The 22,525-nt window shown below is 57.2% G+C and carries 22 protein-coding genes; 4 read left to right on the plus strand and 18 right to left on the minus strand.

Going from position 1 to position 22,525, the window contains the following annotated elements:
* The first annotated feature begins 9 nt into the window (after positions 1-9).
* From RE6C_RS11390 to RE6C_RS11395, 3 genes are read left to right on the plus strand one after another with little or no spacing between them, the layout of a single operon-like run.
* Positions 10-1,341, plus strand: coding sequence for a DUF58 domain-containing protein (locus RE6C_RS11390; protein WP_008656712.1), 1,332 nt, complete (start codon positions 10-12; stop codon positions 1,339-1,341).
* Positions 1,338-1,679: a protease gene (locus RE6C_RS32835; protein WP_008656713.1), complete on the plus strand. Its 342-nt coding sequence runs from the start codon at positions 1,338-1,340 to the stop codon at positions 1,677-1,679. Before RE6C_RS11390 ends, RE6C_RS32835 begins: the two co-directional genes overlap by 4 nt.
* The gene (locus tag RE6C_RS11395; protein ID WP_008656714.1) at positions 1,660-3,597 is read left to right on the plus strand and encodes a transglutaminase-like domain-containing protein; all 1,938 of its coding nucleotides are present in this window, start codon (positions 1,660-1,662) and stop codon (positions 3,595-3,597) included. The genes RE6C_RS32835 and RE6C_RS11395 overlap by 20 nt, the downstream gene beginning before the upstream one ends.
* Here the strand turns inward: RE6C_RS11395 and RE6C_RS11400 are convergent.
* The 5 genes from RE6C_RS11400 to RE6C_RS11420 all read right to left on the minus strand — a co-directional run bounded on the left by RE6C_RS11400 (position 3,563) and on the right by RE6C_RS11420 (position 7,999).
* A complete protein-coding gene (locus RE6C_RS11400; RefSeq protein ID WP_052034947.1) occupies positions 3,563-3,967 on the minus strand; it encodes a DUF971 domain-containing protein in 405 nt (134 codons plus the stop codon). The genes RE6C_RS11395 and RE6C_RS11400 overlap by 35 nt on opposite strands.
* Positions 3,964-5,979, minus strand: coding sequence for a YjhG/YagF family D-xylonate dehydratase (locus tag RE6C_RS11405; RefSeq protein ID WP_039961827.1), 2,016 nt, complete (start codon positions 5,977-5,979; stop codon positions 3,964-3,966). Before RE6C_RS11405 ends, RE6C_RS11400 begins: the two co-directional genes overlap by 4 nt.
* Positions 5,960-6,634: a zinc metallopeptidase gene (locus RE6C_RS11410; RefSeq protein ID WP_008656718.1), complete on the minus strand. Its 675-nt coding sequence runs from the start codon at positions 6,632-6,634 to the stop codon at positions 5,960-5,962. The genes RE6C_RS11405 and RE6C_RS11410 overlap by 20 nt, the downstream gene beginning before the upstream one ends.
* Before the next feature lie 213 nt (positions 6,635-6,847).
* On the minus strand, positions 6,848-7,300 hold the full coding sequence (locus tag RE6C_RS11415; protein ID WP_008656719.1) for a DUF420 domain-containing protein: 453 nt from the start codon (positions 7,298-7,300) through the stop codon (positions 6,848-6,850).
* Between the two features lie 3 nt (positions 7,301-7,303).
* Positions 7,304-7,999: an SCO family protein gene (locus RE6C_RS11420; protein WP_008656720.1), complete on the minus strand. Its 696-nt coding sequence runs from the start codon at positions 7,997-7,999 to the stop codon at positions 7,304-7,306.
* 580 nt (positions 8,000-8,579) lie between these two features.
* On the opposite strand from RE6C_RS11420, the gene RE6C_RS11425 reads away from it, so the two are divergent.
* The gene (locus RE6C_RS11425; RefSeq protein ID WP_008656721.1) at positions 8,580-9,440 is read left to right on the plus strand and encodes an alpha/beta hydrolase; all 861 of its coding nucleotides are present in this window, start codon (positions 8,580-8,582) and stop codon (positions 9,438-9,440) included.
* A gap of 11 nt (positions 9,441-9,451) precedes the next feature.
* On the opposite strand, the gene RE6C_RS11430 is transcribed toward RE6C_RS11425, so the two are convergent.
* From RE6C_RS11430 to RE6C_RS30300, 13 genes are all read right to left on the minus strand, one after another.
* A complete protein-coding gene (locus tag RE6C_RS11430) occupies positions 9,452-10,645 on the minus strand; it encodes a DUF2786 domain-containing protein (protein WP_008656722.1) in 1,194 nt (397 codons plus the stop codon).
* Between the two features lie 71 nt (positions 10,646-10,716).
* Positions 10,717-11,583, minus strand: a complete 867-nt coding sequence (locus RE6C_RS11435) for an ABC transporter permease (protein WP_008656724.1) — start codon at positions 11,581-11,583, stop codon at positions 10,717-10,719.
* An 11-nt stretch (positions 11,584-11,594) separates the two neighbouring features.
* Positions 11,595-12,569: an ABC transporter ATP-binding protein gene (locus RE6C_RS11440; protein WP_008656725.1), complete on the minus strand. Its 975-nt coding sequence runs from the start codon at positions 12,567-12,569 to the stop codon at positions 11,595-11,597.
* Positions 12,570-12,579: 10 nt separating this feature from the next.
* Positions 12,580-13,755: a heme o synthase gene (cyoE, locus tag RE6C_RS11445; RefSeq protein WP_008656726.1), complete on the minus strand. Its 1,176-nt coding sequence runs from the start codon at positions 13,753-13,755 to the stop codon at positions 12,580-12,582.
* A gap of 13 nt (positions 13,756-13,768) precedes the next feature.
* The gene (locus RE6C_RS11450) at positions 13,769-14,839 is read right to left on the minus strand and encodes a COX15/CtaA family protein (RefSeq protein ID WP_008656727.1); all 1,071 of its coding nucleotides are present in this window, start codon (positions 14,837-14,839) and stop codon (positions 13,769-13,771) included.
* Positions 14,836-15,012 carry a hypothetical protein gene (locus tag RE6C_RS32455; protein WP_008656728.1) on the minus strand — a complete coding sequence of 59 codons (177 nt, stop codon included), beginning with the start codon at positions 15,010-15,012 and terminating at the stop codon, positions 14,836-14,838. Before RE6C_RS32455 ends, RE6C_RS11450 begins: the two co-directional genes overlap by 4 nt.
* A complete protein-coding gene (locus tag RE6C_RS11460) occupies positions 15,009-16,325 on the minus strand; it encodes a c-type cytochrome (protein WP_039961839.1) in 1,317 nt (438 codons plus the stop codon). The genes RE6C_RS32455 and RE6C_RS11460 overlap by 4 nt, the downstream gene beginning before the upstream one ends.
* 228 nt (positions 16,326-16,553) lie before the next feature.
* Entirely contained in the window at positions 16,554-16,940 is a 387-nt protein-coding gene (locus RE6C_RS11465; protein ID WP_008656730.1) for a type II toxin-antitoxin system VapC family toxin, read from the minus strand.
* Positions 16,937-17,167 (minus strand): type II toxin-antitoxin system Phd/YefM family antitoxin, encoded by a 231-nt coding sequence (locus RE6C_RS11470; protein ID WP_008656731.1) that lies wholly within the window; start codon positions 17,165-17,167, stop codon positions 16,937-16,939. Before RE6C_RS11470 ends, RE6C_RS11465 begins: the two co-directional genes overlap by 4 nt.
* Positions 17,168-17,278: 111 nt before the next feature.
* The gene (locus RE6C_RS11475; RefSeq protein ID WP_008656732.1) at positions 17,279-18,496 is read right to left on the minus strand and encodes a glycosyltransferase family 2 protein; all 1,218 of its coding nucleotides are present in this window, start codon (positions 18,494-18,496) and stop codon (positions 17,279-17,281) included.
* Positions 18,493-19,344, minus strand: a complete 852-nt coding sequence (locus RE6C_RS11480) for a lysophospholipid acyltransferase family protein (RefSeq protein WP_008656733.1) — start codon at positions 19,342-19,344, stop codon at positions 18,493-18,495. Before RE6C_RS11480 ends, RE6C_RS11475 begins: the two co-directional genes overlap by 4 nt.
* Positions 19,341-20,405, minus strand: a complete 1,065-nt coding sequence (locus tag RE6C_RS11485; RefSeq protein WP_236618125.1) for a phytoene desaturase family protein — start codon at positions 20,403-20,405, stop codon at positions 19,341-19,343. The genes RE6C_RS11480 and RE6C_RS11485 overlap by 4 nt, the downstream gene beginning before the upstream one ends.
* Positions 20,369-22,507 carry an aldehyde dehydrogenase family protein gene (locus tag RE6C_RS30300; RefSeq protein ID WP_008656735.1) on the minus strand — a complete coding sequence of 713 codons (2,139 nt, stop codon included), beginning with the start codon at positions 22,505-22,507 and terminating at the stop codon, positions 20,369-20,371. Before RE6C_RS30300 ends, RE6C_RS11485 begins: the two co-directional genes overlap by 37 nt.
* Between the last annotated feature and the right edge of the window lie 18 nt (positions 22,508-22,525).

A 22,525-nucleotide genomic window follows, 5' to 3' on the forward strand; every position in this document is an offset into this window, starting at 1 on the left:
AGACGACCCATGAAACGGGACGCCTCCGCATCGCGAAAAACGCGTTGGTCACGACGTCGCTTGGCTTTGAAAACCCTTCAATGGTGCAACCCCATCGCGTGGTGGCTGGCGCTGCGGCGAAGCATGACTGGCGGTTCGGTGACCTTGTTGTTGATCGGAATCGTTTCGCTGAACATCGTTTGGGGATATCCCTGGATGGGCATGTTCGCCAGTTGCGTTGCAATGTTCGTGGTGGGATGGATCATCAACCGACTTATGTCACCTCGTTTGAAGGTGGCCTTGGATGTGCCTCTGGCAGTGCGAGCGGGTGAGAGCTTTGTCGCTCGTATCTCCTTGATCCACGAAGGTCGGTTGCCGGCGATGAGTCTGTGTGCGGGGCTTGATCACAGTCGCCGAAAGCATGGTCGTCGGGACATCGAGATGCCGTTGGATGCCTCTGCGATGCAGTGGGTTCCTGACATCGCGCCGGGAGCAACAACGACGATTGAACAATCGTTGACGTTTCTCAGACGAGGTGTGCATGAAATGCCTCCGGTCCGAATCGAATCGTTGTTTCCGTTTCACTTGTTTCGATCGACGCAGTGGCTCGACAGCGGAGAGTCGATGGTCATCACGCCACGGCGGCTAGATTGGGACAGCGAAATGGCGTGGCAGATGATTCACGCGAGTCTGCGTGGGCTGGCCGTTGGGTTGTCGCAAGGAGATCATCAGCACTACGTCGGCAGCCTGGAATATCGCGCTGGGATGCCCGTTCGTCGGTGGGATTTCGCGTCGTGGGCGCGATTGGGCAGACCGATCTTGCGAGAGTTCAATTCTGCGGCAAAGCAGACCGTCACGGTGTTCATTGATACCACACCCGTCGAATCGGATGCCGCAGTCACGCCTATGTCGCGATGGCGTCGATACGCAGACGACGAGGACGCATCACTGGAGCGATTGTTGTCGATCGCTTCGGCAGGACTGGAGACTCTGGTGGGAGCGAACGTTCAAGTGCGTTTGGTCGTGCCATGGCAGGCACCTTCGGTGATTCAAAGCCAAGAGCGAAATGGAAAGTTGCGTTCGGTGCTATGCGAAGGAGCTTCCGACCCGACGCCTTTGTTGATGGCACTGGCCGAGGCTGAGCCGGTTGATGCCGACACCGCTCAAGAAGTCTTGCATGCGATGCCACAGGCAGGCGGCACATTCCACGGAGTCGTGTTCTCTCGTCGCGAACGTGAGGCGGCCGATCTGTCGCATTTGCCAGATTTGATGTGGTTGAACATCAACGAAGATTCGCGGGACAGCTTTGGCAATACGGCCGTTTCGAGTATCGATAACGACGCGACGAAGGTGCTGGCATGACAACCTTGACGCATGAAGAGCCGATGGAATGGCGTGATTGGTTGTCGGATGACCGAGTGGTGCTGGGCGCATTGACCGTTGGGTTGGCTTGGTTCTTGGGCGGCACGTTCATGACCTCGCCCGCGTGCGTCTTGGTCGCCACGATCATTTTGGTTGTTGTGGTGTTGATGCGTCTTCGTTGGCCAGAACCAATACTGCCAAACGCCAATTGGAAAATGCGAGCAGCTCGAGGCGTGGTGCTGTTTTTGACATTGATCGGTTCGATGCTGATTGTCTTTGCATGGCGTTTCTATCCCGCGTTGCAAGGCACGCCCAACGGTGTTGTTGGTTGCGGTTGATTCGATTGGCCATGCGGCGTTCATGCTGATGTGCGTGCTGTGGATGCACTGGCCTCGTCGTGGTCATGTCATGATGTTGGTGCTGGGGATGACCGTGGTGTTGATGTCCGTCGCTGGTGGTGGACTCAGTACAACCGTGACGGCGCAGACGGCGTTGGGTTTGACCGTGTGCATCGGCTTCGTACTGGCGACGCGGGCGATGAACAGTGGTTTGTCAAAGGAACAAGCGGCCGCGGGACCGCAGTCGTACGAGGAAACACCCAAGCGAATTGGCGGGGCGCTGTATCGGTTCATGGCACTGTTCGCGATGCTGATCGCGGCGTCCGCAACCACTCACGCCACGATTTGGTTTTTGCCGGATGTCCAGGCGGGCGTGATGGCTCAGCTAAACGACCGTTTGGAAGCGACTTCCAGTCGAGGTTGGGGCGGAACGGATCGATACGTCACCGGTTCGCGTTTGGGAAACGTTCGCGAGTCCATTCTTAGCGATCCCGCAGCAGTCGCGTTGAGAGGTTTTGCCGAGACCAAACCTGGATACCTTCGCGGAAATGTTTACGACTCCTACAGCAACGGGCGTTGGCGAACGTCTCGCAAGTGGATCTTCCAGTCGCCTCCCGGCAGTGGTGTCCGGCGTGTTGCGGAAGCTCGTTTTCTGCGTCCCGATGGTGTTGCGACGATGTCGCTACAAATTGCGGACGATCATCTTCGCCAGCGTTACTCCATGCGAATTGGTTCGGTGGAAGAGGAGGTTGATCCTTCGATCGAGCTGATGAACTGGAATGGTGTTGAAGCGACTGACATTGGTGGCGGACGATTTGTTGGGACTGTCGAGATTCATGGTGAACCCAGCAAGGGACAAAAAGTGTTCTTGCCCGCGGCGACGCGTTGGATTGAGTTGGCGGGCGAAGGCGTCGGGATCACGCCGCATGGATTGTTGGGGTATGGGGTGGATGTTCGTTGGCCTTGGGTGGCTGGCGTTCAAGAGTTTCCTCCCGCCGAGCAATTAGGCCAGGAAGATCGCGAAGCCTTGGTGCGTGTGGATTCAGAGTTTCAATCGCAGCTGAAACCGCTGACCGAAGGTTTGATGGATGGTGTGAAGACCAACGCGGAACGCGCTGATCGAGTCGCTCGGTTCTTCAAGCAGAACTACGAGTACTCGCTCGACCCGGTTAGCGTTCCGCCAAAGGTCGATCCTTTGACCCACTTCATTCAAAGTCGCCATCCAGCTCACTGTGAGCTGTTTGCCAGTGCGACTGCATTGATGTTGCGTACGGTAGGTGTCCCCACTCGTTACGTGACCGGCTACGTCATGGACGAACTCGACGATGCGGGGGAAGCGTATTTGGCTCGCAACCGAGACGCGCACGCGTGGGTCGAGTACTACGACGAAGACGCTTCCCGATGGTTGCCCGTCGAGTCGACGCCGGGGCGTTCTTACCTTTCCATGCAGCACCAGGAAGTGTCGTTGCCGGGCGCCGGAGGCGTTGGAAGCGACGAGCAAACCGAGGACATCACAAGGAGTTGGTTTGCTCCCATCTTGAGTTGGTGGGCATCGCTGCGAGCGACCAATACTCTGGTCACTTTATTCCGTTGGTTGCAGGTGCCTCTGTTGGTGTTCCTCGTCGCGGTGTTGTGGCGACGAAACCAAACCAAGGCCGATGACCAACGCAGCGTTCAGTTGGCTGCCGAGCGCCGACGGATGGACCGACGTATTCGCAGGCTCGGTTGGGTGCGACGGCCGAGTGAAACGCTGCACACGTTTGCAAGCCGTTTAGAAGTCGAAGCGGTCGCCAGTCCGTCGGGAGAGGAGTTGTTGAATGCTGCGAACTGGTATCGCGAGCATGCGGTGGAGTGTTATCGCGGTGCGCCGATGACGACGTCACTCACTCGGAAGGACGTCTCAGTCGTTCAAACGTGAACAAGCCGGATGAGTGTCCGTCGCTGAAGCCGATGTTGTACGCATAGGTTCCCACCGGACGCATCGATTCAATGGTCAGCGGGCGAGCCTCCGCCGCACTCAAGACTGGCAGTCCGAGCGGTTGTGGAGGTTTCTTGGCATCTGCCGCGCCAGCGTTTTTATCGGTCAACGTCACCGCTTCGTGACCGCCGGTTTCGCCCCGTTTTTCGCGACAGGTCGCACATGGGCACGCATCGCGTAATTCGCGAGCGGTCCAGGATGACGATTGTCCATCGTTCCAAAGAATGCGGATCCCTCGTTCGCCTTCACGCTCGATGGCGGTGGGAGAGTATTCGACCGGATCTTGAATGTTGCGTTTGGGAGCATTCATTGGGCGCTGGCCTGCTGTTGAGACTTCTCTGAGTTTTGGGCCGCAAGTGCAGCTTGACCAGCATTCAATGTCTCGATGATTTTGTTCACGTCATAGGTGCATCCGCCCCACGAGCCGCCGCCAACTTGCTGCAGTGCCGCCCACAATCGTGTGTCGTCGGGAATGTTTTCGTCTCGATCCAAACCTTCGGCCATCGGTCGGGTTCGTAAGGCTTCGATGGGATCCGCGCCGTCGATCGTGGCGACCAAGTCCACTCGTCCGTCCAGCGTGTTGCGGTCAATGATGATCTCGACCGTATCACCGTCACGCACGCGACCGATTGGGCCGCCCGCGAGAGCTTCGGGACCAACGTGACCAACGCATGCACCCGTGCTGACGCCAGAGAACCTTGCGTCTGTTACCAGAGCGACATGCTTCCCAAAGGACAAATACTTCAGTGCAGAAGTGATTTGGTAGGTCTCTTCCATGCCGCATCCAATGGGGCCGCGACCGATCAAGACGATCACGTCACCGGCTTCGATTGGTTTGTCCGATTGGCCCTTCACCGCCGCAATCGCATCGCTTTCTTTGGAGAAGACTCGAGCTCGTCCGCGTTTGCGATACACGCCATCGTCATCGATCACGGTTGGATCGATCGAAGTGGCTTTGATGACCGAACCCTCCGGGCACAGGTTGCCTGATGGGAAGCAAACCGTGCTGGTCAGACCGCGTTCCTTGGCGATCGCAGGTGGCAAGATGACTTCATCGGGATCGACTCCGTCCGCGGCACGCAATCTTTCGCGGCAGACTTCGCGGCGTTCCGAGTTCTGCCACTTGTCGAGCAGTTCATTCCAGGTCATCCCGGTAACGGTTTTTTCGTCCGAGTTCCACAGGCCCGCTTCGCGAAGATGCCAAGCGACTTCTGGAACCCCGCCCGCCAAAAACAATCGAACGGTTGGATGTCCGACCGGTCCGTTGGGCAAACAGTCGACAAACCGTGGGACCGATTGATTGATGCGTCGGAAGTCGTCCGCGGTTGGTCGTCGTCGTCCGGCGGCCGCGGCGACCGCGGGAATGTGTAGCAATAGGTTGGTGCTTCCGCCCACCGCAGCATGCATCAACATTGCATTCTCAAACGCTTTGTCAGTCAGCACGTCGTGCAGCGACAATCCGGAGGCATGCATTGCCGCGGCCGTTGCTGCTGCATCACGAGCCAACCGAGTCCAAATCGGTTGCCCGCTGGGAGCGAGTGCCGCATGCGGGACGGTCATCCCAAGGGCTTCCGCGATCACCTGGCTGGTCGCTGCCGTGCCGAGAAATTGGCATCCGCCGCCGGGAGTGCCGCAGGCTTTGCAACCGGCAACCGATGCCTCTTCCAAAGTCATTTCGCCACGGCTATAGCGAGCGCCGATCGTTTGAACTTTGCCCGCGTCTTCTCCGACCGTTGGCGGCAATGTCACGCCGCCGGGAACCAAAACATTCGCGAGGTGACCGGTGCCGGCGAGAGCCATCATCATGGCCGGCAGACCTTTGTCACACGTTGCGATGCCGATCACGCCTTTGCGACGCGGAAGCGATCGGATCAGTCGTCGCATGACGATCGCGGCGTCGTTGCGATAAGGCAACGAATCAAACATGCCGTGAGTGCCCTGCGTTCGACCATCGCAAGGGTCGCTCACAAACGCGGCGAATGGAACTCCGCCGTCGCGTTCAATTTGTTCTGCGGCGGCTCGGCCAAGCAGTCCGACTTCCCAGTGTCCGGTGTGATAGCCGAGAGCCTGCGGGGTGCCGTCCGGGTTGCGCACTCCGCCCTGAGTGCTGAGGATCAAATATTGATCGCCGAGGACTCGACGTGGATCGAATCCCATTCCGACACTTTGCGTGAGCCCAAACAGGTCACCGCTGGTCCAGGATCGAAGGATCTCGTCGGAAAGCGGAAGTTTGCCATCGGGCCCATCCGCTTTGGTTGCCAAAGTCTCGGGGGCATCCAAAGCAGCAAAGTAATCAGAAGGGTCAATCACTACGTCGGCCACTGGTGAGAATCAGGAGGTAATAAGCCAGCGTCATGATCGATTGCAATGTCGCGGCAACGTAAGTCAGTGCGGCAGCGTTCAGAACCTTTGCGACATAGCGTTCTTCCTGCGCCGTGATCAAACCATACTCGACCAAGTGCTCTCGAGCACGACTGGATGCATTGAATTCCACCGGCAAATTGACGACCTGAAAGAACACCACGGCCGAGAACAAGATAACCCCAATCCACATCAGTGGTGCGAACGACATGATCGCACCCAGGAATAGCAACGTCGCACCAATTCCGCTGCCGAAATTCGCGGCCGGAACGGCAAAGTTGCGGACGACCAATGGAGCGTAGTGCTGCGCGTCCTGGAATGCGTGTCCGGCTTCGTGACAAGCCACACCAAGTGCCGCCATCGAGCGTCCCGAGTAGACATCTTCACTGAGTCGCAGGACTTTGGATCGAGGGTCGTAGTGGTCCGACAATTGACCAGCAATCCGTTCGATTCCAACGGATTGCAAGCCGGCACGATCCAGCATGCGACGAGCGGCTTCGGCACCCGACATTCGTGCCGGAACTTGTGCCATCGCTGCGAACGACGATTTCACCTTCCACTGCGCATACAGGCCCAGCAAAAACGGAGGCAAAACAAAGAGGAAGTAGATACCCATTGAAGGAATGTTCCCTAAAACATCGATAGCAAACGCGATCGGTCGTTCGGGGCCTATTTAAAAGGCCGCCAATCGCCGAGGATCAGCCGTTCTGACAGCCGAAAACGTTCATTTTCAGCGGCAGATAGCCAATTGGGCAGGCACTCGCTGCGCCACAGCATTCAATACGCAATTGCCGCACCAACGTTCGCGGCAATCCATTGTTTCAGTTTGTTACGCGTACAGTTGGTAGAGCATCAGGTAGACCAAGACACCGGTGACGGAAACGTACATCCAAATCGGATAGGCAATTCGAACGAGTTTTTTGTGAGCCACGATGCGGCCGTTCTTGGCCAGGTAAATCGCTCGCAACGCCAGGAACGGTACCGAGATCGCCAACAAAATGTGCGGGATCAAAATCGACAGATACGTGTACCGAGCGGCAACGGGGGCGTCCGTGGGAAAACGACGGTTGAATTCACCCGTCGATTGGTACAACGCGAATTTGTGGAACAGATAGCACAACAAGAACACCATGCTGACGCCGAACGCACGCAGCATCATCTGTTTGTGAATCTTCGCCCGGCCATTCTTGATGTAGTAAAGGCCGAGGGCGAGCAAGATTGTCGCGATCAAATTCAAGGCCGCGTTGAGGTGCGGCAAATTGGCCGCCAGTGTATCCCACATGAATCAAGACTTCTTCGAGGAGGCTTCTTCCTGGAGCATGGATTTGATGCTCTCTTTCAGTGCTGCCAGTTGACGTTTTTCAGGCCAGTTGTAGAAGCCCTCGATTTTCCCATTCGGATCGACCAAGACAAAACGCTCGGTGTGAAATTGCTTGTTGACGGGCTGCTGGAAAATCTCTGCACCGATGCGGCGGATGTAATTCAGTTCACCGGTCAAGAACAACCATTGCTCTGGATCAGCTCCAAATCTCGCGGCGTATTCGCGAAGAACCTCAGGTGTGTCGGTTTCAGGATCAACCGAGATCGCGACGAAACGCACGCCCTGCCCCTCAAACTCGTCCTGCAATTCTTTCAGCTTTTGGTTCTGAGACACGCAAATGCTGGGGCAAGTGCTGAAGAAGAAACTGACCACATACGGTGACCCTTTCAGGTCGTTGGTCGAAACCATTTCGCCGCTGCGTTCGAGCAGCTCGAACTCACTGAGCCATTCGGCGTCTTCGGGCGGTTTGGACGGAGTGTCGTTGGCAACGTCCTCGGGACGCAGCGTCGCGTTGTCCGCCACCGCGTTGTCATTGCCGTAGATGACTTCGTCTGGCCCTGGGCCATCGGCGGGAGCGGTCGAGCTACGCAATTGCCGACCGATCAGCCCAAGGGCAACCCCGGCAACGAGGATCAGTGCGATGTGAGTGACTATTTTCATGGCGAATTGCCCTGATTAGGAGTTGGTGTGCTCAGGCTCGTTTTCAAGCCGAACGGTCGGTGACCGGCCTATTTCATTGTAGTGAAGCCGTGCAATTCTCTTAACCGTTGTTTTGCGAATGCATGGATAGCTGATTGTCACCGACAGACCCGTGTTCACAGAAATCTGTGGGGCAAAACCGTCGAGTTGGTGCTCTCAACGAGTCTTTCGAGCTACTATTTCGAAATCGACCGCGCAATTCGTTGCGCTGGCGATTGAGACATTGCCCCAGGGTCGCCTGATTGCTCAGTTACCCAGCATACGCCCCAAAAGACTCGTGCTCTTGAATTCTCTATTTTCGAAGCGTTTGTTCGCTCAGTTTGCTGTTTCCGTTCTCATTCTTTGCCTCGGATCGAGTATTGGTTCGGCTCAGCGTCCAGGAACCGGTTCGCCGGCCCGTGGGAACTCCCAGAATGACCGGTCCGAACGCGGGCAGGGAGAGGCCGGGGGGAGACGCGGCAATGGAGAGCAGGGGCAACGGTCGCGAGGTGGAGGTGGTGAACGATCCGGTGGTGGTCGCACGCGCACCGAAACACCACCCGTGCTGGATCAAGAGTTCATCGAAACGAAATTGCCCGCCGGCACCGAGTACATCAGCGATGTTGTCTTCAAAGAGGTGGATGGTCTGGAGTTAAAACTAGATCTGTTGCTGCCGAAGAATGAAACGAAGCGGCAACTGCCAACCGCCATTTGGATCCACGGCGGTGCTTGGATGCGTGGAAACAAAGCTCGCGACTTGCACCGATTTGACCAACTGACATCGCGAATTTTGCAAGAAGGGATGGCGTTCGTTTCGATCGAGTATCGATTGTCCAGCCAAGCATCGTTTCCCGAGCCCGTTTTGGACTGCACCGATGCCATCGCTTTTTTGAATCGCAATCGAGAGAAGTTTGGATTGGATACCGACCGCACGGTCATATTGGGGACCTCCGCGGGAGGCCACCTGGCTTCATTGATTGGCACCAGCCTCACCGTTGGAGGCAAGGATTTCGTGACGGATGCATCTCGGCCGATGGGCACAATTTTGGGCGTCGTCGACTTCTACGGACCGACCGACTTGATCATGTTGCAGTCCAAACGCGGTGAAATCGATTTTGAGAACGATGCTTCGCCCGAGGCTCGATTTTTGGGGCATTCGCCGCTGAAGCGTCCTGACCTCGCCCGAGCCGCTTCTCCGGTCAACTATGTCAGCAAGGACTCACCGCCATTCTTGATCTTTCACGGTGACCTCGATTCTCGCGTGCCGATGATGCAAAGCATCTACTTGAATTCCATGTTGGAAGTCAACGGTGTTGAGAGCCGATTAGTCCAGGTCGATGGTGCTCGTCATGGCGACGAGAAATTTGATGAAACAGTTTACAATGACATGGCCATCGAATTCATCCGATCGCTGATTCATTGAGATCACATCGGCTACTGTGAGTGGCCAATCCGTTTCCGCCCGGTGACGGTGGACAGGTCGTGTTTGGAGCCATGCCGCTGCCCGCGGTTGGCTGCATCGGGATCGTGTTGGTCTCGGCCGTTGCCTCTCGACATCACCAGCGAAATGCCGCACTCGAGTTTGAGCCAATCCAAAGCGGCTTGTTTGACCGCGAGTGTGCGAGCGTGGGTCAACGTCGATTGACTGAAGACTTGGTCTTCGGTCATCGCGTTCGGTGTTTGCGAAACTTGTTTGGGCATTCCGCCCACGTAGCCTTCTGCATATGACGCGCCGCTGCCGCGAGAATGCCCGCCGTATTGCAATTGAGCAGCGGTCGCGATGGTCAGCAACAATTCGCGAAATAGCAGGATGCAGTTTTTGACATCGTCGACGGGACCGTAGAACCAAAACAACGTTCGGTTTTGTTTGCGGCCGTAGTACCACTGCACCATCGGGAAGATCTCTCCACTGACGTACGCTGCCAACGCCTTTTCCCATGCGCACGCTCGGCGTCCGTTCACCGGGCAAGCCATTCGTGTGTAGGAAACGCTTTCGATGTTGTCGTCTTCGGTGATGTCTTCGCGAGACAAGTTGTGACGCAGCATCAGGCTTTGCATCATTCGCAACGCGTTTCGTTTTTCACCTTCCGTGCTGGCGTGATTGCTGGCCGTTGTGTCCAGGGCACGCAAGCGGCGAAGGATCTTTTCGAATTCGTTTTGAGTCAGCAGTTGTTCGCTGTCCTGTGGTCGTTGAGGACCGATGGCGGGCAACTTTGAATCAGACGTTGCACCCGTGAACGTCCAGTAGTTCACGATGGCATAGTCGCCATCGTCCATTGGATTCCAAGTGTCATGAATCTCATGATCGATGAGGCAGCAGAAGTGGCCTCCGCGCCGCGTGTTGAGTTTCTCAAGATGCACAACCACGACACCGCGAGGCAAATGTTCGGCTTGGAATGGACGTCCGTTGCCCTGGTGTCGGTGCCACAGGTTGGCGCGAAGGTATTCATCCCCGACCGAGCTGCTGACTCCGTTGCGAACGGTCTTGTTCGCGGATTTCCCCAGGGATTGGTAGACGTCGCGATAGCTTGTTCCCGTGGCGATCGCGATTGCTCGGGTCACACAGTCTCCTGCCAAGCCAACAAATCCCGCCGAGGATCGTCCGCCGTCGTTCCAGATGAAGTCCATTGCTGTATTGCGAAAATGTGGAGAAAGGACGCGGTTCAATTTGGATCGTGATCGACATCAGCGTCGATGGATCAAACCATCGTATCGGCCTTTCGGCTTCCTCGCATCAGACGCCATGCGATCACCACAACGACGATCGTGGCAATCACGGTCACGGTCCAGCATGTCATCGAAGAAGGAGCAAATCCTGCCGATGACAAATCCAATGTGGGATTCAGCAGTCGACGCAGTTCCAGCATTGAATAACTCAGTGGGTTCAGTTGCATGATGCCCGCGAGCACCCAGCCGCCCCAATCGCCTATCGTCGCCGCCCCGGATTCAATGACCGGTCCAGAGGGGCTCCATTCGGGAATCGGAAAGAACGTTCCGGCGAGCAACCACATCGGCATCAAGCCCAGCATCATGATCGCGTGAAAGCCTTGTGTGCTTTCCATCGGCCAGGCCACGATCATTCCCAGGGCGCACATCGCAATCGCGATGATTGCCAATAGCAACAGCAGCCAAGGAAACGTCCATGCGATCGAAGCCGCACCGACCAAGTACACCAGCAGCAAAAAGATCAACGCTTGTGCCCAGGCGATCGCGGCTCCACCGAGCACTTTGCCGACCAGAACGGGAAAGCGTCCCGCGGGCGAAACCAGCACCGATTGCATGAAGCCTTCCCGGCGATCTTCGATCACTGAGATTGTCGCGAAAATGGCGGTGAAAAGGACGATCAGTCCGATTGTGCCCGGCAAAAAGAATTGCGAGAAGCTTTCGCCTCCGGCTGATTCGAACGAGCCTCGCAGCCCGGTTCCAAACAGCAACCAAAACAAGAGCGGTTGCACGATCGCGGCGGTTACGCGGTTTCGTTGGCGAAAGAACCGCGTCCATTCGCGTCGCGCCAACATCCACGCGGCGCCCATGCGAGCGGAGGTCGTCATGCCGGAGTCGGTCATTGCAGGAGAACTCATTGGAATTGTTTTCCCGTTCGAGCGACGAACACATCTTCAAGATTTGGACGCCCGATGCTGATCGACTGAACGTCATCGCCCAGTGCATCCGAGACTTTGGCGACGACCTCCGGTGCATCGCATGGCATGCGGAGCGTTTCGCCGACAATTTGAGTTTCCAAATTCAGCTCCCGCTTCAAGATTGCTTTTGCGTCTGCCAGATCATCCGGGACGATGGTCAGCACGCCGCCACCCAAGTCCGCTCGCAAACGCGAAGGAGCGTCGTCGGCAATTTTCTTGCCCTGGTCTAACAAGATCACGCGGTTGGCCTTGGCGGCCTCTTCCATCAAGTGAGTCGTCAGCAGCACGGCCACGCCATCGTTGGCCAATTGTTGCAGTGCGTCCCACAGCGACAGGCGAGCTCCCGGGTCGAGCCCTGTACTGGGTTCGTCCAGCAGCATGACTCGTGGTCGATGCAGCAAACCTTTGGCGAGTTCGACGCGTCGTTTCAGTCCGCCGGAAAGTGTTTGGCAAAGATCCCGACGTCGATCAGTCAACGAGAACTGTTCCAGGAGTGCATCGCAGCGATCGGACAGCTCGCGTCCTGACAAACCGTACAATGCGCCCTGGCAGCGAAGGTTTTCATCGACCGTCAGTTTGATGTCCAAACTGGGCGACTGAAAAATGATTCCGATGCGGCTGCGAACGGCGTCCACGTGTTCGGCGATGTTCAGTCCATCCAAAGTGACGCTGCCGCGTTGAATTGGCAGCAGTGTGCTGAGGACTCGGAACAGCGTCGTTTTGCCGCTGCCGTTCTTGCCGAGCACGGCGACGATCTCACCCGCCCGGACCGACAGATCGATCCCGTCGACGGCGACGTTCTCGCCGTAGCGGTGATGCAAGTCGCGAATATCACAAAGGACATCGCCCAACGATGACGCGGACTCGTGCGGCGCGTCGATGGGACTGGTAGCAGTCGAGGTCGTTGTCATGAATGATTTTTTACAGTGAAGCTCGGAGAGTCATCACCAAGAGAACGGCGGGCAGAACAACCAATGACCAACGCAGCATCTTGCGAGCGGTTTTGTCGTTGGGGTTCGCACGGAAATTCAGGGAGGCTCGCAGGAGAGGCCATGAAGCGGCTAGGATCAGAACCGTCGCCACAACGCTGGCGGCAGATGCGACCCATTGGCCATCGGGGAACCAAGCCAGGACCACGCCACAAGTCGCAAGAGCGAGGCTGCCCAGGATGCTTTGCCAAGCCGCGTGTCGCCCGGTGGGTTCAACGGTCGTTGTCATGCAGAAACCGGCCTTGGCGTATTGTGTTCGGTACAACCAGGCGATGGCCATGAAGTGGGGGTACTGCCAACACGCCAGCACGCCAAACAACATCCAACCGGGTAATTCTGTCAGGGTGCCACCGGCGGCGGTGTAACCGATGAACACAGGAAGAGCTCCGGCGATCGCGCCGACGGTTGTGTTCCAAGCGGTGCGTGTTTTCATCGGGGTGTAAACCAGCACGTAAATCAACCAAGTCGCGATGCCAACGCACGCGGGAATCATTCCATTGCCCAGCCACAGAATGGCTGCTCCAGCGATTCCGCTGGCGGCGGTCAAAGCAACCGCGACGGCGTAGCTCATCCGGCCACCGGGGACGGGGCGGTTTGCGGTCCGCGGCATGTTGCGGTCGATTCGGCATTCCCAAACTTGGTTGGCTGCGCCCGCACTGCCCGCGATCAAAGCGGTTCCGATCATCAACCAAAACCAATCGATCAACGTCAGCGTCGCGCTGCCGGCGATCAGAGCCGATGCCACGGTCGTGACCAGAATCATCGTGACGATGCGAGGTTTGGTCAGCTCAATGACGTCGGCGAAGACACTCGCGGCGACACCCGTTTTCGCTTGCGAGTCAGCGTTCAAGGTTTCGGCGTTCGCGTTGGTTTCTTGCACGGGAATTTCATCATTCAACGTGCTGGCTCGATCGGTCGAGGGACGCGGGCGGGAAACAGTTTTCATCCGCGGCTTGGGTTCCAGCACGGCGGTCGATCCACTCGCAGAAACCGGTCCATTCGCAGCAACACTGCGAGGAAGCGAGCCCAAGTTCTGGAGAGATCGGTCATCGAGGGACAGACCGCTCCCGGCGACAATCTCGAGCGTTTCGCGGCAATCAGATGCCATGATCGTTCCGGATTCAGGATGAGACAGAAAAGGATAAAACGCGGCGGCGGCGTAGCAACCGGACCAGCAGGAGCGATGAGACCGCCAAAATCAACGACCCCGTCGCGACGTGCCCCGTCACAATCCACGCATCCAACACGTTCTTGCTGTGCAGGAGATACGAGTCAGAAGCTGAAAACGAAGCCAGCATCCGTGGGTAGCCGTAGTTGACGATCCAGGTCGCGAACCCCAAGCCGATTTGAATGGCCACAAAGCATATCAAGGCACCCGCCGGTCGCGACAGCGTCAAATCGCCGCAGCGTCGCATTCGCCAGTACGCCAAGCCGGTCGTCAGCCACAACACGAAGGCGATCGTGATGTGAGTCTTGACGATATGAGCGAATCCGACCGGGCTGAATCCGGGCAAGGCGTGACGCATCATTGCCCCCAAAACCAGCTGCATGTAGGCCAAAACCAGCAGCGAGATCGGCCAGAATGCGGTCGGCGTTCGCTCGGAAGTTCCCTCGGCGGATTGTCGCACTGAAGCGGCCAACCATTTTCGTCCGGTGACGCAGGCGGCAATCACGCACAAGACAAAAAACCCGGGGCCGACGCATCCGTGGATCATCGCCAGCGTCCGGGCACTCAGCGTCACCCGCAAACCTCCCAGAACGCCCTGCCCGATCACGGCCGCCAGAACCATCACGGACAGTCCAATTGCCCAGCGGCGTTTTTCGGTTTTCAGAGAGGCGATCACCAATCCGATCGCAATGAATCCCACCAACGCGGCCAGCAAGCGATGACCGTGCTCGATGAACAAATCAAACGGTCCAAATAACCAGGTCGAAATTGGATACAGAAGCAGGTTGTACCCATATGTCCCCGGCCAATCCGGCACCGACATCCCGGCGTCGTAGGTCGTTACCAAGCCGCCGACCCAAATCAGTGGCCAGGTCAAACAAACCATCACGCGGGTCAGCCGGAATGGCCATTTCGGAACCAGTTGAGCGGTTGGCTCGTTTGATATCTCTTCGCCATGCGAATTGGCCGGCGTCTCGGCCATCTGCGGCGATGTTCTGTTTTCGGATTCAGCAACTTCGCTCATCGCTGTCCTCGTCGGTCAAAAATCTGTTCTCCCGCGATCCCACCGATCACGCATCCGCCAGCACCAAATGCGGCTCCGGCGACAATTCCCGACATCCCGAACAAGAACATAACGCCAATGCCCAATGCCAAACCCACAATCGCACCGATGGTTCGATAATTGTCGCGACTCATGAGGAAACACCTGTTTCTGCGGCGGCAGGGGGATTTTTGTCCTCCGCCACACGCACGGACGGTTTGGGCGTGGGCTGGACCAAAGACTGAACGTAATGAACCAAGTCCCAAACGTCTCCAGGGGTCAAACCGGTTGTGCCCGCCGCTGATTCGCTCAAATCGATGCCCGGCATCGGTGTTCCCGCGATTCCATGCTGAATTCGGCGGAAAATCGTCTCGGGATCATCGCCGCCACGCAGCACCCCGCCGGACAATCGCCGGGGCTGGATGATTCGCGGTGGCAGCGCACCCGCTTTTTGGAAGGGTTTGACCGCATCGGCATCGGTCGGCGTGATACCAATCCGCGTCGTGAATTCTTTGGTCCAATCATCCAGGTCGTTCAGCGGCATGCCACCCTGCCCTCCCGGTCCGTGGCACCCAGCACAATTCGCGATCTGGCCGCCGAACAGCATCGAACCCCGGGCGATCGAGGCGTGCAGTTCGTCGGCGGCGTTGGGAATCGGCTCCGCGGGCACGGGAGCCACTGTCGTCTCGTTCCACTCGCTCACAACGTCTTGCAAAACAGAAATCGCGACGAGTTCCCCTTCGGTCGAAACGACTTGAGCATCGACGGTATCCGATTCATCCGACTTCGGTTCGTCACGGCTGGACTGGTTCAGGTCCGTGAAAATGATATTCCCATCCTCATCTTTCCCGGGATCGCTTTCTTCGGTGGTTGCTACTCGCAACCGCAAGTCATTGCTCGGCGGCGTTTCTTCGTATCCTAGGTCATCGATCGCGACAGCCAAAAGCTGACGTTCGACTTCACCACGAATAGAGAGGTAGATCAAATAGTCGATCAACGCTTCGCGGTCGTCGGGGGCGACGGTGGCAAACGAAGGCATGGGCGATCCGGGGATCCCGTTTAGCAGCAGTCGTCTCAGGTCATCGCGAGTCGGTTTGGCATCCCGCTCGCTCGATTTCCACTTGAACACACCAGCTCGAAAATCGCGTGGGTAAGGCCACTGGTACATCGATGCAGGACCGGTTCCGCTGCCCGAAACCCCATGACAAATGACGCAGTGTTCGGTGTACAGCCCACGGTGCACGTTCTCCGCGTCGCTTTCGACCGATCCCGAGGCTTGTTGCAATCGTTCCAGCGACACCAGTTCGCGAAGTTCGCCGGTGAGATGATCTGCCGGCCAAGCGGGCTCTTCCGGCGTTCCGAACAGCTCGGCGATGACCAATTCCACATCGGCGAGAGCCGCTTCGGTGGGGACATCGCGAGAGTGTTCGAGTGCCATCGCATGAACGCGATTGGATTCAAACTCCATCGTGCCGTCGCTGCAGCCGACCCCAACGGGAAGGCTGCACGCAGCGGCCAGCAACCAAAGACGTGAATGAGGCCCAAACAACGAAGAAACCCTTGCACTTGAAAACGAATTAGACACCCAATCGGAGCACATTTGCCCCGTAGAGCCAACCGGAAAAAAAGACGCAGGGAAACGGGGTGCGTCAATCCGCCCGCTCGCCAAGGATCTGAAAAGACTCGATCCAACGGCTCACCAAATCCGCTTGATGCCATATGCATCAAAAGCGGCGTCGCAACTGACCATCTCGAACGACTCAAGCGTCACTTGTGAAATCAAAAGTCGATCGAACGGATCGCGATGATGATTCGGCATTCCGGAAACGAACGTCGCGTGCGCGAGCTGAATGGGTAGCAGAGAGAAGTGATTGGCGGAGATCTCGCGGGGCAGGAACTCCTCCACCGGATCACTCAAGGTCAATTTCCCCAGTCCGGTTTTGATCGAGATCTCCCAGCAGCTCGCGACACTCACCCACTTCTGATTCTTTGGTGATTCGATCGCAGTGCGAGCATCGAAACTCAGGCGAGCATCGTCGGCGACAAACCAAAGAAACGCATGCGTGTCCAAAAGCAAGTTCACTGCATGTACTCGGCAAAATCATCGAGTGGCGAATCGAAGTCGTCAGCCATGTCGAGGATTTTGCCTTTCGCTGATCCGGCTTTGCAAGAGAAATCCTGAGTTGGCTCTTTGCGAAGCACTGCCACCCGCTTCCCATCTTCAAGCAGGACGACCTCTTCACCGGGTTTTAAACCAGCAAGCAATCCGACAAGTGAAGCGTTGCTCGAGTCGATTTGCAATTCATTCATACGAAAACCTGTCGATTAGACCAACGCGCACGGGTGGCGAACGCTTCCACGATTATAGACGAAAGTGCACCTTTTGTTCCGAGAACTTGATCTCAAATGAAGTGAACTGCGTCAATTCGTGCGGCCGCGCCAGGTGACTTGGCGGCCTCGAAGGTGGTTTGCGTACGCCCACCACTGGATCAGTAGGAAGCCGAGGATGGCGATCGGGTGCAGGAGTGCTCCCACGATGCTTTGACGCAAACGGATCGCGGCGGTCAATCGAGGCACGTAGCTGACTAAGATCGCGATGGTGCTGACCAGGATCCCAATCACCACGGACGTCGAGACCGGCAAGCCTTCTGCGACCAAACTTGACCGCTTTGAAAAAGCAAACGCAAGTGTGACCCAAGGCAACAGATTTGTTCCGCCCAACAGAATCGTGAATGGAATCAGCAACCGAGAATTCGCGATGCCTTCGTGAGCATTCTTGAGCAGTCCCCGCACGACCTCGCCTGTTGTTGTGTACATCCGGCAACTCGCCCATTGCGATCCATCCACGCAGTCCGTCAACATTCCATTTTCGCGAAATGCTTTGGGCAACTTCAGCCCATCGTGACGGCTGGATCGAATCGCGGCGTGGGTTCCCGCCGCTTGATACGCATCCTGCGTTGTAAAGAATAACTGTCCGCATCCGGATGCATACGCAGGATGGTTGCTGCCTCGCATGCGAGCGAACGGCAAGTAAGAAAGCAAGATGAAATGCATCATCGGAATCAACAGTTTCTCCGCCAGTGTGCCGGTCACTTGCCGAGGGAATGCACTGAGCAAGCCGATGTCGCCGCCTTCGTGTTGAACCCTTCGTCGTCGGCAAAGACCGATGATAGCGGTCGGTTCCAGACGCACGTCGGCATCCAAAAACAACAAGTGCTCGAATTCGGCATGCTGAGCCAATCGGTAGCAAGCGTGTTGCTTTCCGTTCCACCCTTCCGGCAAGTCGATGCCCTCGATCAGCTTGACCCGTTGATCTTGTTGCATCAGTTCGCGGACGATCGAGCCTGTTTGATCGGTTGAGCCGTCGTCTAACACGATGACTTCGAGGGTGACTTGCACGGACTGCAGAATGGATTCGACGCAAGCACGGATCGAGCCTTCTTCGTTTCTCGCTGGGATCAGCACCGACACCCGAGGTGGACTGTCGTCGTCAGGTTCGGTGGTCTTGGTCGCTTCAGCAGACTCGCCATCCATGAACAGCGACAGGTTGGAAACGAACATTGCCGCTGCCAAAGCTGCCAAAGTCAGCGAGACAAACGGAAGGACGGCGATGATGAACCATTGAAGCCAAGCGATCATTGGAATTGATCTCCATGGCCGGCTTGGAATGATTGACCGGACATCCAAGATTTCAAACGTCTCGCGGTGTCATACATTCCGGAGGCGCCGCGTTTACCGCGAAGCAAATTTTCAAATGGTTCACTGGATCGATCAATGCAAAGTTTTGCCAGTCGCGACTGACTGAACCGAAGACGCTCGGTGAGTTCTTCTGACCATTGTTGTTTGTCCCAGTCGCTCGCGGTGGGGATTGAAATCACATCGCCGAAGCGAAACAGGACAAGCGGCAATCGCTCGTCCCAGAATACGTACTCCATCGCCAAAGGCACGACCCAGCCCCGCTCGAGTTTCGAGCAGACATGAGCGAGGCCGGGCATCAATTCCGCCTCGTGATCACGAACGTCCGCGAAACGACCTTCCGGTGTGACCCACAACGCACTGTGCTCGCGCCCGAACAATGCCGCCGTGGTCTTTAGGAATTGGGCTGCGCCCCGATTCGAATCCGATTGCACGCCGAAGAATCCGAGCTTTTCGAACACCTTGTATTGCTGCAAAGCTTCCGCATCGATCGGTGCGTAGAACTGTCGTGGCGACAGCAATCGTTCGTTGATGAAGTGCGCCAGCAGCGGATCCCACCACGAGGCATGATTGCTGTAAACAATCAGCGGAACGCTGCCGTCCGCCAGCGGTGAGGTTTGCGCGTCGTCCGGATTCGCTTCGGCCAACGATTGAAACTGCGTCTGCAGTTCCGTTTCGCGAGCGAACGCGATCGCATGGAAGTTGCGACGGAGGTAAGAGTGTAGGAATCGATGGAATCCGTTCTGAAACCAATCCGCTGGCTTCGCAATGGCGTCGGAGTCTGCCGTCACGCGAATTTTCCGTTGGTGACGTCTTGGTCCAAAGAATCCGCCGCGATCCAGCCACTCATCAGAACCATTGGCATGCCAGGTCCGGGGTGGGCAGCGCCGCCGGCCAGGTAGAGACCATGCAGATCCTTGCGGCGGTTGCCTGGCTTGAATGCGCCGGTGAATTTCCCGTGGCTGGCCAAGCCATAGATGGCACCGTTGAGGACTCGGTAACGGTTGTGGATGCCTTCGGGGGTCAGCGAATTTTCCGTGACGATCGCATCACGAATGCCTTCCATTCCGGCGGTCCGTTCCAATTTGTCCAAGATCACGTCGCGGTAACCCGGCAGCATCGCTTTCCAATCATGACCGGGCCGGAGATACGGTGTGTGAACCAGAATGTACAGCGATTCGCAACCGTCCGGTGCCACTTCGGGTTCGCTAATCGCGGGAGCACAAACGTACGCGGTTGGGTCGGGAGCCGGCTGACCCTTTTTGTAGATGTAGTCGAATTCTTCTTCGGGATCTTTGGAGAACACAAAGTTGTGATGCAGCAATTGTTCGTACCGCCGGTTCAGTCCCAGATACAGAACCACGCCGCTGCAGGCGGCTTCGTAGCGATTGGACTTTTCAAACTTGGTCGACTCCGGTGTACCGCTGAGTAATTCGCGGTAGGTTCGAACCGCGTCGCAGTTGCTGACCACGGCATCGCAGGCAATTGTTTCACCGCCTGCGGTGGTCACTCCGCTGACGGACCCACCACCGGTTTCGATCCGAAGGATGTCCGTTCCGGTTCGGATGTCGACGCCGAGTTCACCGGCAAGTTTTGACAAGGCTTCGGGGACCGCTCGCGTGCCGCCGATCGGATACCAAATGCCTTCTTCGGTTTGCATGTGAGCGATGCTGCACAACACTGCCGGTGATGCGTATGGCGATGAGCCAACGTACTGAGTGAAGTGATCCATCATTTGTGACACACGATGTTCCGGAACGTGTGAGCGAACGATGGAAGCAACACTGCGTCCCATTTTGAGCGAGAGGACATCTTTCAGCACCGCGGCGGAGAATGCACCGCCGACTTCCATGGTGTCTGCCAGTCCACCGATCGATCGCCAAAAGAAAAACGATCCGAGACGCCATGAAGTTGCTTGCTTCGTTCGATGAACGATTCGTAGCCTTGGCCGGTTGTTTCGCCACCGGTGAACTCACGCAGGTGGCGTTTCATCTGCTCGACGTCAGCGACCAAATCCAACACCGTGTTGTCGGTGGTGCCGGATTGCGGGGTGGCTTCGAAAAAGCACCGCCACTGCGGATCCAATGCGACAAGTTCCAGATAGTCTTCCATCTTCCGACCAGCTTCCGTGAAGACTCGCCTGAGAACGCTGGGCAGCGTCAAGATGGTCGGCCCCATATCAAACCGGTAGCCCTCGGTCCGGTGCACGGCCGCTTTGCCACCGACCCAATCATTTTTGTCGCACAGAGTGACTTTGTGACCGCGCGCGGCCAACACGCAGGCGGATGACAATCCGGCCAAGCCACCGCCAACGACAACCACGCGTTGTGGATTGGAGGTCTTCTCGGCTGGAGCGTAGGCTTCATTTGCGGCGGATTGGGTGGCGATCATCGGGGGCTTTCGATCCGTGGGGTAACTTTCCGGGCAAATGTGGGCGGGTCCGATTCGATCCGCCCACTTTTTTAATGCACGCCACCGGGAGGCGGCAGTGGTGACGCGGCGGAGAGCTGCAATTCGCCGCCCCCAGCCCTCGCTGTGGGACAATTGCAGCACGCCCGACAACAACTCGGCGTCTGCATCGTTTCGAGGTGACAAGTGCATTGCCCCGCGGCCACGCCGAGTCGCGATGACTCGGCACCCTGTCATCGCGAGCAACCCTTCCGGACCTCGAGTCACTCCAAAGCCGCTTTGACCTCGACCGCCAAAGGGCAGACGTGGGTCGGCGGTTGGTGCGACCGTGTCGTTGATCGTGACCACGCCGACATCCAAGCGTTCCGCAAACTCGCGAGCCTCGGACACTGGACCGAAAACGGAAGCCGCCAAGCGGTACGGGCATTCGTTGACGATTCGGACGGCTTGTTCGGCTTTTTGAACCGGGATGATCGAGATGACCGGTGCGAACACATCGCTCCGCAGGATCGCGTGGTCATCCGGCACATTTTGAAGCACCACCGGATGCAACTTGCCCGTCTGGCGAAGTCTTTCCGAGTTGTATTGACCGAGACTGTCCTCGGTTCCGTTCCCTAGGGCATCGTCGATTAAGTCGGCGACGCCGGAACGTGCGACTGGATGGACAGACACTTCGTTCGCGTCTCGTAGTCGATCGATGAGTCGTGGTGTGATCTGCGACGTCGATGGATGATTGGGGATGATCAATCGACGTGGGCCGATGCAGGTCGCTCCGCTGTTGAACAGCAACCCAAACGCCAGGGCATCGATCACTCGGTCCACATCGGCACCGGGCAGAGCGATCGCCGCGTCAACGCCTGACAATTCCATGATCGATGGAGTCAGTGTTGCGGCGGATTGTTTGAGGACCTGTTTTCCGGTTTGCGCTGATCCAGTCAGGACGACCAAATCAACGCCCTTTGACTGTGCTTCGATCGCCGCCTCGGTGGATGAACCCAATAAAATGATGGCCGATTGGGGAACCCCCGCGGCCACAAATGCGGCAACCAGTTCCGCCGTGACGGCTTCCGATCCGGGAGCCGGTTTGAGCCAAACGTCGTTGCCGGCCGCCAGAGCCTGAGCCATTTGCACTCCTGGCAAAAGCAGCGGGTAATTCCAAGTTCCGAGGATCAGAACGCGCCCCAGCGGGACTCGCGCGACAACACTGCGGACACCCCACATCCACACCGGACGGCCCTTCAAACCGACCTTTCGGGGTGCGAGTGTTTTCCTGCCGTGCTTGCCGATCCACCGCAATGCGTCGCACAAGGGGATCAATTCCGACGCCACCGTTTCTGCGTCATCGGTGCGTTGTTCGCTTCGACTCAAGCGTGTCAACTGATCAACTCGTGATGCGATTTCGTCGCGTGCTCGACCTACAATTTGACATCGCTCGCGAATCGACCACGTAGCCCAGTTTGAACCGTCGTGATAACCTATTCGCTCCGCACCAGGACGGTTTGAATTCGCGTTTTCTGACGTGGCGACCTGGGGTGCGTTGTTCAAAACAATCTTGTAAGCGTT

Source organism: Rhodopirellula europaea 6C (assembly GCF_000338295.1).
GTDB classification, from domain to species: Bacteria; Planctomycetota; Planctomycetia; order Pirellulales; family Pirellulaceae; genus Rhodopirellula; species Rhodopirellula europaea.

Excerpts from the sequence above, each read along its gene's own strand:
- RE6C_RS11410 (WP_008656718.1), bottom strand. The coding sequence starts at position 6,634 with ATGGGTATCTACTTCCTCTTTGTTTTGCCTCCGTTTTTGCTGGGCCTG.
- RE6C_RS11435 (WP_008656724.1), bottom strand. The coding sequence starts at position 11,583 with ATGACCGACTCCGGCATGACGACCTCCGCTCGCATGGGCGCCGCGTGG.
- RE6C_RS32835 (WP_008656713.1), top strand. The coding sequence starts at position 1,338 with ATGACAACCTTGACGCATGAAGAGCCGATGGAATGGCGTGATTGGTTG.
- RE6C_RS11420 (WP_008656720.1), bottom strand. The coding sequence starts at position 7,999 with ATGAAAATAGTCACTCACATCGCACTGATCCTCGTTGCCGGGGTTGCC.
- RE6C_RS11485 (WP_236618125.1), bottom strand. The coding sequence starts at position 20,405 with ATGGAAGTCGGCGGTGCATTCTCCGCCGCGGTGCTGAAAGATGTCCTC.
- RE6C_RS11440 (WP_008656725.1), bottom strand. The coding sequence starts at position 12,569 with ATGACAACGACCTCGACTGCTACCAGTCCCATCGACGCGCCGCACGAG.
- RE6C_RS11475 (WP_008656732.1), bottom strand. The coding sequence starts at position 18,496 with ATGATCGCTTGGCTTCAATGGTTCATCATCGCCGTCCTTCCGTTTGTC.
- RE6C_RS11400 (WP_052034947.1), bottom strand. The coding sequence starts at position 3,967 with ATGAATGCTCCCAAACGCAACATTCAAGATCCGGTCGAATACTCTCCC.
- RE6C_RS32455 (WP_008656728.1), bottom strand. The coding sequence starts at position 15,012 with ATGAGTCGCGACAATTATCGAACCATCGGTGCGATTGTGGGTTTGGCA.
- RE6C_RS11430 (WP_008656722.1), bottom strand. The coding sequence starts at position 10,645 with ATGGACTTCATCTGGAACGACGGCGGACGATCCTCGGCGGGATTTGTT.
- RE6C_RS11470 (WP_008656731.1), bottom strand. The coding sequence starts at position 17,167 with ATGAATGAATTGCAAATCGACTCGAGCAACGCTTCACTTGTCGGATTG.
- cyoE (WP_008656726.1), bottom strand. The coding sequence starts at position 13,755 with ATGGCATCTGATTGCCGCGAAACGCTCGAGATTGTCGCCGGGAGCGGT.
- RE6C_RS11390 (WP_008656712.1), top strand. The coding sequence starts at position 10 with ATGAAACGGGACGCCTCCGCATCGCGAAAAACGCGTTGGTCACGACGT.
- RE6C_RS11415 (WP_008656719.1), bottom strand. The coding sequence starts at position 7,300 with ATGTGGGATACACTGGCGGCCAATTTGCCGCACCTCAACGCGGCCTTG.
- RE6C_RS11460 (WP_039961839.1), bottom strand. The coding sequence starts at position 16,325 with ATGGAGTTTGAATCCAATCGCGTTCATGCGATGGCACTCGAACACTCT.
- RE6C_RS11450 (WP_008656727.1), bottom strand. The coding sequence starts at position 14,839 with ATGAGCGAAGTTGCTGAATCCGAAAACAGAACATCGCCGCAGATGGCC.